This is a genomic window from Micromonospora citrea, from assembly GCF_049629545.1.
Classification (GTDB): Bacteria; Actinomycetota; Actinomycetes; order Mycobacteriales; family Micromonosporaceae; genus Micromonospora; species Micromonospora citrea_A.
Genome location: NZ_JBNADX010000011.1, coordinates 63706 through 78296 on the forward strand (window position 1 = coordinate 63706; position 14591 = coordinate 78296).

Below are 14591 nucleotides of genomic sequence, written 5' to 3' on the forward strand. Positions count from 1 at the left end.
TGGCCGGTGTCATCGGGCCACCGCCTCGTAGACGAAGTTGAGCAGGGCGACGTCGCCGTCGCGCCGCCCGTAGGCGGCCGCGGCCGCGCCCATCGCGTGCAGCCGGCGCGGGTCCCGGATCAGCGGGATCACCGTGCGCTCCAGCCAGGCCGGGGTCAGCTCGGCGTCGTCGACGAGCAGTCCGCCGCCGGCCTCGACCACGGGCAGCGCGTTGCGCTTCTGCTCCTGGTTGCTGTGCGGGTACGGCACGTAGATGGTGGGCAGCCCGATCGCGGCCACCTCGGCGCAGGTCATCGCCCCGCCCCGGGCCAGCATCAGGTCGGCGGCGGCGTAGCCCAGCTCCATCTCGGACAGGTAGGGCAGGGCCACGTACGGCACCGGCAGGTCGGTGGGGACCGGCACCGGCTCGTTGCGGGCGCCCATCACGTGCAGCACCTGCACGCCGTTGCGGGCCAGTTCCTTGGCCGCGCCGGAGACCGCCAGGTTGATCGAGCGGGCGCCCTGGGAGCCGCCGGCGACGAAGAGCACCGGCAGGTCGGGACGGAGTCCGAAGTGGGCCCGGGCGGCGTCGCGCAGGGCGGCCCGGTCGAGGGCGGCGATGCCCCGGCGCAGCGGCACGCCGACCACCCGGGCGTCCCGCAGCGCCTCGGACTGCGCCGGCTGGTGCGGGAAGCCCACCGCGACGTTCCTGGTGAACTTCATGCCGAGCCGGTTCGCCACGCCCGGGGGCACGTTCACCTCGTGGATGACGATCGGCATCTCACGGCGCCAGGCGGCGAGGTAGCCGGGGACGGAGACGTACCCGCCGAAGCCGACCACGACGTCGGCCTGCACCTCGTCGATCACCTTGCCCGCGGCGCGGGCCGCCTTCCACATCCGGTCCGGGGTGCGGACCAGGCTCATGTTGACCGACCGGGGCAGCTGGTAGGCCGGGATCTGCCGCAGGTCGTAGCCGGCCGGCGGGATCAGCTCGTTCTCCAGGCCCTTGGGCGTGCCGAGGCAGGTGATCCGGACGCCCGGGTCGTGTCGGCGCAGGCAGTCGGCGAAGGCGAGCAGCGGGTAGATGTGCCCACCCGTGCCCCCTCCGCAGAGCACCACCGAACGCAGCGGACCCATCAGCGTCTCCTCTCGCTCGCCGAGCCGCCCCGGGCCCGGGTCTGCCGGGCGCCGCGCGGCACGGCCTGGTCGTCCTCGCGCCGCCCACGCGACCGGGGCACGGACCCTCGGGCAGCCGGTGGCGCCGCCGGCCGGCGGCGCCGGCCGGGAAGCGGCGGCAACGGGGCCCACACTAGTCGGACCCATCGGGCGGGCGGACGGGCGTGCAGGGCTCGGGCCGCGTCCGGCTCGGCGCGGGCGAACGAGGCGAGCATGCCGACCGCGGCGAGCGTGACGACCAGGGCGCTGCCGCCGTCGGAGATGAACGGCAGCGGCACGCCGGTCAGCGGCAGCAGGCCGATCACGCCACCGATGTTGATCACCGCCTGGCCGACCAGCCAGGCGGTGATCGCGGCGGCGGCGAGCCGGCGGAACGGGTCCTCGACCCGCCGCGCGATGCGCAGTCCGGTGTAGGCGAGCACGGCGAAGAGCACCAGGATGACCGTGCAGCCGACCACCCCGAGTTCCTCGGCGATCACCGCGAAGATGAAGTCGTTGTGCGCCGCCGGCAGCCAGCCGAACTTCGCGCTGCTCTTGCCCAGCCCGACGCCGAACCAGCCGCCGTGCTCGATGGCGTTACGGGCCTGGACGAGCTGCCAGCAGCCGGTCTCCAGGCAGGTCGCCGGGTCGGGCGAGCTGATGAACGAGGTCAACCGGGCCAGCCGGTAGTTCTCCTCGCCGACGGCGCCGGAACCTGCGCCGAGCGAGGCCACCGCTACCAGCACGCCGATGCCGAGCAGGCCCACGGCGGAGAGGACGGCGAAGACCCGCAGCCGTACCCCGGCCGCCCAGAGCAGCCCGACCACGATCGCCAGCAGGCAGAGCATGGTGCCCAGGTCGTTGTAGCCGACCAGCACGAAGAGCAGCCCGACCACCGGGAAGAGCGGGGTGGCCAGCTCCTTCCACCAGCCGAGCGCGGCGCCCTTGCGGGCGATCACGTGCGCGCCCCACAGCACCAGCGCGAGCTTGGCCAGCTCGGAGGGCTGCACCTGGATCGGGCCGAGGTAGAGCCAGAGCAGGTTGGCCCGCAGCGGCCCGAGCGCCTTGATCTTGAACAGCGAGTCCAGGGCCAGCAGCACGTTGAGCACCAGCAGCAGCACCACCGCCGCAGCCAGCACCGGCCGGCCGAGCGACCGGAAGGTACTGGCCGGCAGCCGCTGACAGGCCCAGAACGCGACGATGCCGATCACCGCGAAGATGGCCTGCTTGGTCACTGACGCGGCGGCGTCGCCGTCCTCGGCGTAGTCCTTCACGCTGGTCGCCGAGAAGACCATGGTGAGGCCGATCAGCAGCAGCAGGCCGGCGCTGGAGAGCAGCAGGTAGTAGGAGGCCAACGGGCGGGCCAGCAGGCCGCGCAGCGCCGCCAGGCCCCCGGCGGCGTCCAGGCCGCCGAGCGCCGCCGGCGGGTCCGTCGTACGCCCCGCGCCCGCGCCCCGCCGGGGCGGGGCCTGTGTCGTCGTGCCGCTCGTTCTGTCCTCCCCCACGTGCCCATCATCGCGGTTGCGGTGGGCGCGTTCCGGTCGTTCGGTCCGGTCGGCGTGTCGAAATGCGAAACGGGGGCCCCTCGGCTATGAGGGACCCCCGTGCGCGTCGCGCCGAACTCAGCCCATGCTGGCCAGGAAGTCGCTGTAGAACAGGCCCAGGGCGATGGCCACGCCGATGCCCGCGATGATCCAGAACCGCACCACGATGTTGACCTCGCTCCAGCCGGCCAGCTCGAAGTGGTGCTGCAGAGGGGACATCCGGAACACCCGCTTGCCGGTCGTCCGGAAGGAGATGATCTGGATCACCACCGACATCGTGATGATCACGAAGAGCCCGCCGATGATCGGCAGCAGCAGGATCGTCCGGGTCGACATCGCCATGCCGGCGATCAGGCCGCCCAGGCCGAGCGCCCCGGTGTCGCCCATGAAGATCCGGGCGGGCGAGGTGTTCCACCACAGGAAGCCCACGCAGGCCCCGGCGGCCGCCCCGGCGATCAGCGCGATCTCCAACGGGTCCCGCACCGCGTAGCAGTAGTTCTCCGGGTTGGCGGTGTAGGTCGGGTCGGCGCACCAGTGGCGGTACTGCCAGAACGCGATCAGCGCGTACGCGGCGAGGACCATCACCGAGGCGCCGGTGGCGAGGCCGTCCAGGCCGTCGGTGAGGTTCACCCCGTTGGTCGCGGCCATCACCACGAAAATGATCACGATCACCGAGGCGATCTTGCCGATCTCCAGGGCCGGGATGTCCCGGATGAAGCTCAGCGTCGTGCTGCCCACCGTCTCGGTGTTCGTCGTCGCGCCGGTGGCGTCGGTCATGCTGCTCGGGAAGTACAGCGCCACCACGCCGAAGACCGCGCCGACCAGGATCTGGCCGGCGAGCTTGCCGCGCTTGTTGAGCCCGCCGCTGTGCCGCTTGCGGACCTTGAGGAAGTCGTCGATGAAGCCGACCGCGCCGGAGAAGACCATCAGCCCCAGCAGCACCAGCGCGGTGATGGTCGGCTCCACCTGGGCGATCTGCGCGTCCGGCAGGGTGGTCAACGCCAGGTGGCCGGCGACGTACGCGATCACCGTGGCCAGGATGAAGACCACGCCGCCCATCGTCGGCGTGCCCTTCTTGCCCTGGTGCATCGCCGGGCCCTCGGCCCGGATCGGCTGGCCCGCCTTCAGCCGGGTGAACACCTTGATCGCGATCGGGGTGCAGAGCAGCGAGACCAGGAACGCCACGCCGATCGCGACGATGACCGCCCTCACGCCGTCACCTCGTCACCGGCGGCGTCGGCGCGCAGCGCGTCGGCCACCTCCCAGGTGCGGTACCGGGAGCCCTTCACCAGGACGACGTCGCCCTGCCGTAGCTCGCTGCGCAGCACCTCGACGGCCGCCGCCTGATCGGTGAGCAGCACCGACTCTCCTCCCCAGTCACTAACCGCTGTCGCGCCCTCGTGGATCGGCGCGGCCGGCTCGCCCACCACGAGCAGCCGGTCGACACCGAGGTCGGCCGCGAGGCGACCGACCTCCCGGTGCCCCTCGCGTTCGTACTCGCCCAGCTCGGCCATGTAGCCCAGCACGGCGAACGTCCGCCCACCCCGGCCCATGCCGGCCAGCGCGCGCAACGCCACCGCCGTCGACGCCGGGTTGGCGTTGTACGAATCGTCGATGACGGTCACCCCGTCGGGCCGCTCGAAGACGTCCATCCGACGGGTGGAGACCAACCCCAGCTCGCCCAGGGCCGTGGCCACCTCGGCGGGCGGCATTCCCAGCTCCCGGGCCACCGCCGCGGCGGCGAGCGAGTTGGAGACCTGGTGCCGGCCGGTCAGGCCCAGCCGCACCGGCGCGCTCCCCTCCGGGGTCACCAGCGTGTACGACGGCCGGCCCCGGTCGTCGAGGGTCACGTCGACCGCCCGGACGTCGGCGTGCGCCGCCTCGCCGTACCGGACCACCCGGGCGGCGGTACGCGCGGCCATCGCGTCGACCAGCGGGTCGTCGGCGTTCAGCACGGCCAGCCCGTCGGCCGGCAGCGACTCGACCAGCTCCCCCTTGGCCAGGGCGATGTTCTCCCGCGAGCCGAACTCGCCGAGGTGCGCCACCCCGACGTTGAGCACCACCGAGATCCGCGGCGGCACCACCTCGCACAGGTACCGCACGTGCCCGATCCCCCGGGCGCCCTTCTCCAACACCAGGAACCGGGTCTCCGGCGTGGCCTGCAACGCCGTGTACGGGTGCCCCAGTTCGTTGTTGAACGACCCGGGCGGCGCGACCGTCGGGCCGAGCCGGACGGTGAGCTGGGCGATCAGGTCCTTGGTGCTGGTCTTGCCCGACGAGCCGGTCAACCCGATCACGGTCAGCTCCGGCAGCCGGTCCACCACCGCGCGGGCCAGCCGACCCATCGCGGCCAGCGCGTCCTCCACCAGCACCATCGGCACCCCGGGCACCTCGCGGGTGCCGAGCACCGCCACCGCGCCGGCGGCCACCGCGGCGGCGGCGTAGTCGTGCCCGTCCACCTTCTCCCCGCCGAACGCGACGAACAGCGCCCCGGCGGTCACCTTGCGGGAGTCGAACTCCACCGCGCCGGTGACCCGGGCGTCCGGGTCGGCGGCGGCCAGCCGCCCGTCGACCGCCGAGGCGACCTCGGCCAGACTCAGCGGGATCACCGGCGACCCGCCAGGTCGCCGAAGCGGGCGCCCAGCGCCGCCGCCAGCTCCACCCGGTCGTCGAACGGATGCACCTCGCCGCCGACCTCCTGGCCGCGCTCGTGCCCCTTGCCGAGCACCGCCACCGTGTCGCCGGGCTCGGCCAGCCGGACCGCCTCGCCGATGGCGGACCGCCGCCCCGGCACCTCGATGATCCGGGCGGAGGTGCCCGCGGCGTACGCCCCGGCCAGCACCTCGGCCCGGATCGTGGCCGGGTCCTCGGTGCGCGGGTTGTCGTCGGTAACCAGCACCACGTCCGCTCCCTCCGCCGCGGCGGCGCCCATCACCGGCCGCTTGCCCCGGTCCCGGTCGCCACCGGCGCCGATCACGCAGATCAGCCGGCCGCCGCTCATCTCGCGCAGCGCGGCCAGCGCGGCCACCACGGCGTCGGTCTTGTGCGCGTAGTCGACCACGCCGCGCACCGGCGCATCGCCGCTGACCAGCTCCAGCCGCCCCGGCACGCCACCGCAGGCGGCCACCCCGGCCGCAGCCGTCGCCGGGTCCACCCCGGCGGCCACCAGCGCGGCGACGGCGAGCAGCGCGTTGGCCACGTTGTGCCGGCCGGGGAGCGCCACCTGGGCGGGCAGGACCAGGCCGTCCGGGCCGTGCAGGGTGAACCGCTGGGCGTACCCCTGGCCCTCGACGCCGTCGGCCCACCAGGTCGCGGCGGGGTCGCCGGCCGCGGAGTAGCTGACCGTGGTCGGCTTGAACAGCGGACGCAGCGCCGGGTCGTCGTGGTTGAGCACCTCGACCGCGCAGCGGCCGTCGAAGAGCCGGGCCTTGGCGGCGAAGTAGTCCGCCGAGTCGGCGTGGAAGTCCAGGTGGTCGGAGCCGAAGTTGGTGTACCCGCCGACGCTGAACCGGACCCCGCCGACCCGCCCCATCGCCAGGGCGTGGCTGGAGACCTCCATGACCAGCGCGGTCACCCCGCGCTCGCGCGCCGCGGCGAGCATGGCGTGCAGGTCGGTCGCCTCGGGGGTGGTCCGCACGCTGTCCACCACCAGGTCGCCCAGACGGGTCTCCACGGTGCCGATCAGGCCGGTGACGTGCCCGGCGGCGCGCAGGCCGGACTCCACCAGGTAGGCGGTGGAGGTCTTGCCGGCGGTGCCGGTGATCCCGATGACGGTCAGCTGCCCGGTCGGGTCGCCGTAGACGGCGGAGGCGAGGTCGCCCAGGACCGCGCGGGGGTCGTCGACCACCAGGGCGGGCAGTCCGGCCGCGGCCACCGCGGCGGCGCCGGCCGGGTCGGTCAGCGCGGCCACCGCGCCGGCGGCGGCCGCGCCGGCGGCGAACTCCGCGCCGTGCCGGCGGGCCCCGGGCAGGGCGGCGTAGAGGTCGCCGGGGCGGACCTCCTGGCTGGCGTGCGTCGCCCCGGTCACCGCCACGTCGGCGGCACCCTCCGGCGACGCCACGGCGAGCCGGGCGGCGAGGTCGCCGAGCCGGACTCCGGGCACGGTACGAGGACGTGGATTGCCGGGCACGGCGTCAGACCCTACCCGGTCGTCCGGTTCCGGCCGTACAGCCGCCCCGGTGGTTCGTCCGCACCAATCGATGATGTCCCGCCGTGGCTGCTCAGCGCGGAAAGACCTCGAACTTGGGGGCCTTGCCGCCCGACGGTGGCACCCGGTAGTGGCGCAGCGTGAAGCCCATCATCTCGCGGAACGCCGGCGCGGCGACGGTGCCGCCCTCGCCGCCCGGGCTCCAGACGAAGACCGCCACCACGTACCGGGGCTTCTCCGCCGGGGCCATCCCGATGAACGAGGCGACCTCGCCGGGCTGCTTCACGCCGTCGACCAGCCGCCAGCCGGTGCCGGTCTTGCCGGCGACCCGGTAGCCGGGGACCCGCGCGGCCACCCCGGTCGCGTCGTCGACGGTGGTCACCGCCTCCAGGATGGTACGCAGCGCGGCGGCGTTGGACGGGCTGAGCACCGGGCGGGTCACCGGCGGTTCGGCGGGCGTACGCCGGCCGCCCTGCCCGTCGACGACCTCCTTGACCAGGTGCGGCTGCACGTAGGTGCCGTCGTTGGCGATGGTGGCGTACGCGGCGGCCATCTGCAGCGGCGTGGCGTCGACGCTGTGCCCGATCGGCACCGACCCGTACGACGACCCGCTCCACTCCTCGGCCGGCAGCAGCCGCCCGGAGGCCTCCCCGGGCATCCCGACGCCGGTGGGCTGCCCCAGCCCGAACCGCTTCTGGTAGTCGATCAGCCGGTCCCGGCCGAGCTTTTCGGCGATCTCGATGGTGCCGACGTTGGAGGAGTACGCCATCATCCCCGGCAGGCTCATCCGCCGCCCGTTCGCCGGGTGGGTGTCGGAGAAGACCGTGTCGCCCCTGAGGATGCTGTTCGCGATCGGCATGGTGGTGTCGGGGGTGATCGCCCCCTCCTGCAGCGCCGCGCCGAAGGTGATCGCCTTGTGCACCGACCCGGGATCGACCACGAAGCTGGTCGCGGCGTCCTCCCGGTCGGTCGGCCGGCTCTGCTCCGGCTTCGCGGCGTTGTAGGTGGGGTGGCTCGCCTGCGCCAGCACCTCACCGGTCTTCACGTCCAGCACCACGGCCGCGCCCACGCTGCCCCGGGTCTGCGCCATCTGCCGGCCGAGCACCTGCTGCACCTGGTACTGCAGGTCCCGGTCGATGGTGAGCACCAGCGAGCTGCCCGGCTTCGCCGGGGTGGTCATGCTGTAGCCGCCGGGGATGGGGGCGTTCAGGTCACCCAGGCCGGCCTCGTACACCCGCTTGCCGTCGACGCCTTCGAGCAGGTCGTCGTGGCGCGCCTCCAGGCCCTCCAGGCCGACCATGTCCTGACTGGTGAAGCCGACCAGGTTGGCGGCGAGGTCACCGCCGGGCACCTCGCGCCGCTCGTCGCGGTGCACTCCGATGCCGGCCAGGTCCAACGCCTCGACCTGCTTGGCGCGGGGGATGTCGACACCCCGGGCGAGGTACTGGAACTGCGAGTCGCCGCGCCGCTTCATCTTCTCGGCCAGTTCCGAGACGGGCACCCCGAGCAGCGGGGAGAGCAGTCGGGCGGTGGCCGTCCGGTCCTTGACCCGGGTCGGGTCGGCGAAGACGTACCGGGCCTCGACGCTGCGGGCCAGCGGCGCGCCGGTGCGGTCCAGGATCGCGCCGCGCGGGGCGGGCAGGTCGACCCGGGTGAGCCGGTCGTCGACGCCCGCGCCCGCGTACGCCGGGGTGTCCACGGCCTGGAGGAAGACCAGCCGGATGCCGATGGTCGCGAAGAGCGCCAGGACCAGCAGCGTGCCCAGCCGCAGCCGGCGACGCGGCTCGGCCAGCTTCGGCGGTCGCGGGGGCTTGCGGGAGGGGCGGCGGGCGGCCGGGCGGTCCGGCCGGCGCGGGGCCCGGGCGGGGCGCCGCCGCGGTGGCGGCAGCTCCTCGTCGTCGTCCGGGCGGGGTCGCGCCGGGACGGTACGGATCACGCCGGCGCGGGCGGCCGGGGCGTTCTCCCGGCGGCCGGCGCGGGTGGTGGCGGCCCGGCCGCCGTCGAGCACCTGGAGGGCGGGGCGGAACGGGTCGCCGGAGCGGTTGGCGCGCGGGTTGCGCCGCTGACCGGTGCGCTCCTCACGCCCGGCCCGCTCCTCACTGCTCTCCCGGATGGTGCGGCCCCGGGGGGTGTACGCCCGCGCGTCGGAGATCCCGCCGACCCCCGGCTCACCGGTACGCGGGTCGCCGGCCCGCCCGGCCGCCCCCCGCGACGAGCCGCGCCGGGAGCCCGTCGTGGCGTCCCGGCGCGGTTCATCCGATCTCGGTGGCACTGGTCTATCCCCCGTTGCCCTGCTGGCTGGTGATCGCCGGCTGGCCGTTGGCGGGCTGCGGCACGCCGATCATGCGCCCGTCCGGCAGCCGGATGTACGCCGGCTCACCGGCCTCGACCAGGCCCAGCTTGCGCGCCTCGGCGGCCAGGTTGCCCGGCGCCCTGGCCTCCTCGATCTGCTTCTCCAGCTGCTGCTGGTCCACGTCGAGGCGGGCCTGCTGCTGCTGGAGCTGCTGGAGCTTGAACGCATTCTCGTTGATCTTCGTGTTGACGGCCAGGATGCCGAGCACCCCACCGACGACCAGCACCACGATCAGCGCCGCGAACGGCGCGCGCGGCACCCGCACGGGCGGCGGCGGCGCCACCCGCAGCCGGGGCGTGCCGGCGGTGGTGGCGTCGGTCTTCGTGGTCGGCTTCTCGGCCGGCCGCAGCGCGGCGTTGCCCTCGGTCGGGAACTCGCGCGCCCCCCGGGCGCGAGTCTCCCCCCGTCGGCCGGCGAGGTCCGCCGGCACACCGGTGCGGGTGGGGCGCTGCGCCACGGTCCGGCCCCCCGACCGTGGTGCGCGCTGCCCGACGGCCTCCCGGCCGCCGCGCTTGTCGACGTTCATGTTCCCTCCCCCTCTTCGTCCGTCCCTCTGCCGTCCCCCGGCGTCGCACCCGGTTCCACTGTGGAACCCGGTGTCGACCCCGTCCCCGGTTGGTGCATCGCCTTGACCCGGCGGCGGTACCGTTCGCGGTCGGTCCGCCCCTGCTGCCCGGCGGTCGGGTCGAGTCGAACCGCTGCCCGCAGGCGCACCGAGGCGGCGCGCGGGTTCACGGCGACCTCCGCCTCCCCGGCAAGCTCGGCGCCCCGGCTGAGCAGCCGGAACGTCGGGCCAGACCCGGGTAGTTCCACCGGGAGGTCGACCGGGCCCTTGCTGCGGACCCGGTCGGCGAGCGCCTGCTTGGTGAGCCTGTCCTCCAGCGAGTGGTAGGACAGGACCACCATGCGACCGCCCACGTTGAGCTTGTCGAGAGCGGCCGGCAGCGCCGTCTCCAGCACCGCCAGCTCTCTGTTTACCTCGATCCGTAAAGCCTGAAACGTTCTCTTGGCCGGGTGTCCCCCGGTTCGTCGTGCTGGTGCCGGAATGCTCTCCCTGACCAACTCGGCCAGCCGGGCCGACGAGGTGATCGGGGCGCGCTCCCGCTCGCGGATGATCGCCGAGGCGATCTTTCCGGCGAACTTCTCCTCGCCGTAGACCCGCAGCACCCGGGCCAGGTCCGGGTGCGCGTAGGTGTTGACCACCTCCTCGGCGGTCACCCCCCGGGTCTGGTCCATCCGCATGTCCAGCGGCGCGTCCTGGGCGTACGCGAACCCGCGGTCGGGCGCGTCCAGCTGCAACGAGGAGACCCCCAGGTCGAACAGCACCCCGTCGACGGCCGGATAGCCGAGCCGCTCCAGCACCTCGGGCAGTTCGTCGTAGACGGCGTGCTCCAGGTGGATCCGGTCGGCGAAACGGGCCAGCCTGACCCGCGCGTGGGCGAGGGCCTCGGTGTCCCGGTCCAGGCCGATCAGCACGGTGTCCGGGTGCCGTTCCAGCACCGCCTCGGCGTGCCCGGCCAGACCCAGCGTCGCGTCGACGTGGACCGTCCGGCCGCCCCGGTCCAGCGCGGGGGCCAGCAACTCGAGACACCGCTCGAGCAGCACCGGCACGTGCGTGCCGCGTAGCTCCCCCATGTCGACCCCCACTGTTGAGACGTTCCGTGTCTGATCCGCGCTCTGTCCGTCGGACGACGCCGTGCCGTCGTACCGCCAGATCCCCATCCGCTTCCCGTTCCACCCCGGGCCGCGGCCCCGGAGAGGAGATCGTGCGCCTGGCACCGGGGAAGGGGTGCCAGGAACTCGAAAGCGGCTGGAGATCTCGCAGTACGTCGGGCGTCGCCACGCCCTACAGACCGCCGGGCAGCACCCCCTCCTCGATGTCGGCGAAGTCGTCTTCGCTCTCGGCGAGGTAGTTCTCCCAGGCCGCCTTGTCCCAGATCTCCACCCGGGTGCTCGCCCCGATCACCACCAGTTCCCGGTCGAGCGCGGCGTAGGACCGGAGGTGGGCCGGGATGGTGACCCGCCCCTGCTTGTCGGGGACCTCGTCGTGCGCGCTGGCGAAGAAGACCCGGCTGTAGGCCCGGGCCGCCTTGTTCGTCATCGGCTGCGTGCGCAACTGGTCCGCGATCCGCTGGAACTCGGGCGTGGGGAAGACGTAGAGGCAGCGATCCTGCCCTTTGGTGATCACGACACCCCCCGCCAGTTCGTCCCGGAACTTCGCCGGAAGGATCAACCGGCCTTTGTCGTCCAGGCGCGGAGTGTGGGTGCCGAGGAACATCGGCCCTACCCCCTCGCCCTTTAGCGGCGTTCGCGTCGCCGCTGACCCCCCGGGCCGGTGGGCCCTCCCGGCCTCACCATCGGGCCCCACTCTACTCCACTTCCCTCCACCTGCAACCAGAATCGCCCGCGCGGCGCGTCGTCGACGCGGGCAAAAGCGCACGTCAGACGGGGTGGAGCGGAGTGGAGGGCCGGAGCGCCCCCGGCGGGGCGTCCGCTACCCGACATTGATCGACTCCGTCCGGTGGAGCGCGGTACGACCGGACGCCCGGCCGACCCCGGCCGAACGGTTCGTCGTCGGCGGCGATCTGGGGGGCGTACCGGTCCGGTAACCTCGCTGCCGTGACGGACGCGAAGATGCCCCTGCGGGCGAAGGTGGCCAGCTCCGTGTCGCGCACCGCCGCGGCGCTGTCGCGCGCCGCCGGTCGGGGCGACGGCTCGGTGATCGGCGGCTGGATCGGCCTGAAGATCGACCCGGACCTGCTGGCCCACCTCTCCGCCGGCCGCGCCATCGCGCTGATCTCCGGCACCAACGGCAAGACCACCACCACCCGGCTCGCTGCCGCCGCCGTCGGCGTGCTCGGCCGGGTCGCCACCAACTCCTTCGGCGCCAACATGCCGACCGGCCACACCTCCGCGCTGGCCAAGGCCGGCAGCACCCCGTACGCGGTGCTGGAGGTGGACGAGCACTACCTCGCGCAGGTGCTGGAGGCCACCGAGCCGCACGTGGTGGCGCTGCTCAACCTCTCCCGCGACCAGCTGGACCGGGCCAAGGAGGTGGCCATGATGGCGCAGCTCTGGCGCGCCGCGCTGGTCCGGCACGCCGACGTCCGGGTGGTCGCCAACGCCGACGACCCGATGGTGGTCTGGGCAGCCACCCCGCCGGCCGACCCGGCGCGCGGGGTCAACGCCCCGCACGTCACCTGGTTCAGCGCCGGCCAGCGCTGGCACGACGACTCCTGGGTCTGCCCGGAGTGCGGCTCCACCATCCAGCGCTCGGCAGAACAGTGGTGGTGCACCGGCTGCCCGCTGCGCCGCCCCGAGCCGCACTGGACGGTGGAGGACGACGGCGTCCTCGACCCCACCGGCGCCTGGCACAAGGTGAGCCTCCAGCTCCCCGGCAAGGTGAACATCGGCAACGCGGCCACCGCGCTGGCCGTCGCCGCCGAGTTCGGGGTACGCCCCGTCGACGCGGTCTCCCGGCTCGGGACGGTCACCTCGGTCGCCGGCCGGTACGCCCAGGTCGACCGGGACGGGCGCAACATCCGGCTGCTGCTGGCGAAGAACCCGGCCAGCTGGCTGGAGGCGTTCGACATGGCCGACGAGGCCCCGACGCTGCTCTCCATCAACGCCCGCGACCCCGACGGCCTGGACACCTCCTGGCTCTTCGACGTCGACTTCGCGCCGCTGCGCGGCCGGCAGGTGCTGATCACCGGCGACCGGGCCTACGACCTGGCGGTCCGGCTGGAGATCAACGACGTGCCGTTCCAGCACGTGCGGACGTTCGACGAGGCGGTCCGGACGGTCCCGCCGGGCCGGCTGGAGGTCATCGCCAATTACACCGCCTTCCAGGACATCCGAGCGGAGTTGGACCGTGTCAACTGAGAGCCTGCGCATCGTCTGGATCTACCCCGACCTGCTCTCCACCTACGGCGACCGGGGCAACGTGCTGATCCTGGCCCGTCGGGCGCAGCGCCGCGGGATGCCGGTCGAGGTCATGGAGGTCCGCTCCGACCAGCGGCTGCCCGCCACCGCCGACATCTACCTCATCGGCGGCGGCGAGGACGGCCCGCAGGCGCTCGGCGCGCAGCGGCTGCTCGCCGACGGTGGCCTGCACCGGGCGGTGGCCCAGGGGTCGGTCGTCTTCGGCGTCTGCGCCGGCTACCAGCTCCTCGGCACCTCCTTCTTCGCCAAGGGCACCCGGTGCACCGGCCTGGAGTTGCTGGACCTCTCCTCCGACCGGGGCCCCACCCGGGCCGTCGGCGAGCTGGCCGGCGACGTCGACCCGCGGCTCGGCATCCCGGCGTTGTCCGGGTTCGAGAACCACGGCGGGCGCACCCACCTCGGCCCGGGCGTCTCGCCGCTGGCCCGGGTCACCGCCGGGGTGGGCAACGACGGCGCCACCGAGGGCGCGTGGCGGGGCAAGCTGCTCGGCACGTACTCGCACGGGCCGGCGCTGGCCCGCAACCCGGCCCTGGCCGACCTGCTGCTGCGCTGGGCGACCGGCGCGCACCAGCTCCCGCCGCTGGACGACACCTGGGCCGACCGGCTCCGCTCCGAACGCCGCGCCGCGGTGGCCGCCGCCGCCCGGGCATGATCCCCGCCGTCCGGCGGCTGCTCGGGCAGCCGCCGGCACGTCGGTTCGCCCTGCTGCTGCTCCTGCTCGCCGGGTTCGGCGTGCTGCTGCTGGTGGTGCCCCGCCCGGACCCGCACGCGCTGCCGCACCTCGCCGACACCCTCGGCGGGTACGCCCCGGCGGTGGCGGTGGTGACCGGGGCGCTGCTGCTGGTCGCGCTGGTCCCCCGCACCTTCGTCACGCTCGCCTCGGGCGCGATCTTCGGCCCCCTGGAAGGGGCCGCGTACGCCCTGGGCGCGGCGCTGCTCGCGGCGGCGCTGGGCTTCGCCGTCGGCCGGGTGCTGGGCCGGGAGTTCGTCGCGGACCGGGTCCGGGGCCGGCTGGCCCGCCTCGACGGCTGGTTCGCCCGGCAGAGCGTGCTCGGCGTGATCACCGTACGGCTGCTGCCCATCTCCGGGTACGGCCTGATCAGCTACGGCTACGGCACCACCGGCGCCCGGGTGCTGCCGTTCCTCGTCGGCAGCGTGATCGCCTCCGCGCCCACCGCGTTCGGCTACGCGGCGGTCGGCGCGGCGGTCACCTCGCCGGGTGGGATCAACTGGTTCGCCGCCGCCCCCGCCGGCCTCGGCCTGATCGCCAGCGCGGTGCTGGTCCACCGCTGGTGGCGGGCGGAGCGGCAGCGCCGGCTCGACATCACCGACCCGCACCCGTGACCGACGACCGACCCGCCTCGCCGCCTCCCGACACCGTCGCGGTCGGAGGTCCGGCGGGCGCGGTTGACGGGGTACGCGGCTGGCAGCGGTGGCTGGCCCGGCACCGGCGAGCGGTCGAGACAACGGT

Annotated in this window: 12 protein-coding genes; 3 read left to right on the top strand and 9 right to left on the bottom strand. The window is 74.2% G+C overall.

Annotated features, from left to right (window positions below):
• Positions 1 to 9 precede the first annotated feature (9 nt).
• The 9 genes from murG to mraZ all read right to left on the bottom strand — a co-directional run bounded on the left by murG (position 10) and on the right by mraZ (position 11456).
• A complete protein-coding gene (murG, locus tag ACPFP2_RS14350) occupies positions 10 to 1116 on the bottom strand; it encodes an undecaprenyldiphospho-muramoylpentapeptide beta-N-acetylglucosaminyltransferase (RefSeq protein ID WP_091291241.1) in 1107 nt (368 codons plus the stop codon).
• Complete coding sequence (locus tag ACPFP2_RS14355; protein ID WP_424089757.1) at positions 1116 to 2522, bottom strand: FtsW/RodA/SpoVE family cell cycle protein; 1407 nt, start codon at positions 2520 to 2522, stop codon at positions 1116 to 1118. The genes murG and ACPFP2_RS14355 overlap by 1 nt, the downstream gene beginning before the upstream one ends.
• Positions 2523 to 2756: 234 nt before the next feature.
• A complete protein-coding gene (mraY, locus tag ACPFP2_RS14360; protein ID WP_424089653.1) occupies positions 2757 to 3890 on the bottom strand; it encodes a phospho-N-acetylmuramoyl-pentapeptide-transferase in 1134 nt (377 codons plus the stop codon).
• On the bottom strand, positions 3887 to 5287 hold the full coding sequence (locus ACPFP2_RS14365; RefSeq protein WP_424089654.1) for a UDP-N-acetylmuramoyl-tripeptide--D-alanyl-D-alanine ligase: 1401 nt from the start codon (positions 5285 to 5287) through the stop codon (positions 3887 to 3889). Before ACPFP2_RS14365 ends, mraY begins: the two co-directional genes overlap by 4 nt.
• Complete coding sequence (locus ACPFP2_RS14370) at positions 5284 to 6807, bottom strand: UDP-N-acetylmuramoyl-L-alanyl-D-glutamate--2,6-diaminopimelate ligase (protein WP_424089655.1); 1524 nt, start codon at positions 6805 to 6807, stop codon at positions 5284 to 5286. Before ACPFP2_RS14370 ends, ACPFP2_RS14365 begins: the two co-directional genes overlap by 4 nt.
• A 91-nt stretch (positions 6808 to 6898) precedes the next feature.
• Positions 6899 to 9097: a peptidoglycan D,D-transpeptidase FtsI family protein gene (locus ACPFP2_RS14375; RefSeq protein WP_424089656.1), complete on the bottom strand. Its 2199-nt coding sequence runs from the start codon at positions 9095 to 9097 to the stop codon at positions 6899 to 6901.
• A 4-nt stretch (positions 9098 to 9101) separates the two neighbouring features.
• Entirely contained in the window at positions 9102 to 9704 is a 603-nt protein-coding gene (locus ACPFP2_RS14380; protein WP_424089657.1) for a hypothetical protein, read from the bottom strand.
• A complete protein-coding gene (gene rsmH / locus ACPFP2_RS14385) occupies positions 9701 to 10813 on the bottom strand; it encodes a 16S rRNA (cytosine(1402)-N(4))-methyltransferase RsmH (protein WP_424089658.1) in 1113 nt (370 codons plus the stop codon). The genes ACPFP2_RS14380 and rsmH overlap by 4 nt, the downstream gene beginning before the upstream one ends.
• Before the next feature lie 211 nt (positions 10814 to 11024).
• On the bottom strand, positions 11025 to 11456 hold the full coding sequence (gene mraZ / locus ACPFP2_RS14390; RefSeq protein WP_424089659.1) for a division/cell wall cluster transcriptional repressor MraZ: 432 nt from the start codon (positions 11454 to 11456) through the stop codon (positions 11025 to 11027).
• A gap of 356 nt (positions 11457 to 11812) precedes the next feature.
• Between mraZ and ACPFP2_RS14395 the strand changes: the two genes are divergently transcribed.
• From ACPFP2_RS14395 to ACPFP2_RS14405, 3 genes are read left to right on the top strand one after another with little or no spacing between them, the layout of a single operon-like run.
• Positions 11813 to 13060, top strand: coding sequence for a MurT ligase domain-containing protein (locus ACPFP2_RS14395; RefSeq protein ID WP_424089758.1), 1248 nt, complete (start codon positions 11813 to 11815; stop codon positions 13058 to 13060).
• Positions 13050 to 13772 (top strand): type 1 glutamine amidotransferase, encoded by a 723-nt coding sequence (locus ACPFP2_RS14400; protein WP_424089660.1) that lies wholly within the window; start codon positions 13050 to 13052, stop codon positions 13770 to 13772. The genes ACPFP2_RS14395 and ACPFP2_RS14400 overlap by 11 nt, the downstream gene beginning before the upstream one ends.
• On the top strand, positions 13769 to 14464 hold the full coding sequence (locus ACPFP2_RS14405; protein ID WP_424089661.1) for a TVP38/TMEM64 family protein: 696 nt from the start codon (positions 13769 to 13771) through the stop codon (positions 14462 to 14464). Before ACPFP2_RS14400 ends, ACPFP2_RS14405 begins: the two co-directional genes overlap by 4 nt.
• The last annotated feature ends 127 nt before the right edge of the window (positions 14465 to 14591 follow it).

Bases quoted from the DNA above. Each gene is read 5' to 3' on its own strand.
- murG (WP_091291241.1), bottom strand. From the start codon at position 1,116: ATGGGTCCGCTGCGTTCGGTGGTGCTCTGCGGAGGGGGCACGGGTGGG.
- ACPFP2_RS14380 (WP_424089657.1), bottom strand. From the start codon at position 9,704: ATGAACGTCGACAAGCGCGGCGGCCGGGAGGCCGTCGGGCAGCGCGCA.
- rsmH (WP_424089658.1), bottom strand. From the start codon at position 10,813: ATGGGGGAGCTACGCGGCACGCACGTGCCGGTGCTGCTCGAGCGGTGT.
- mraZ (WP_424089659.1), bottom strand. From the start codon at position 11,456: ATGTTCCTCGGCACCCACACTCCGCGCCTGGACGACAAAGGCCGGTTG.
- ACPFP2_RS14395 (WP_424089758.1), top strand. From the start codon at position 11,813: ATGCCCCTGCGGGCGAAGGTGGCCAGCTCCGTGTCGCGCACCGCCGCG.
- ACPFP2_RS14405 (WP_424089661.1), top strand. From the start codon at position 13,769: ATGATCCCCGCCGTCCGGCGGCTGCTCGGGCAGCCGCCGGCACGTCGG.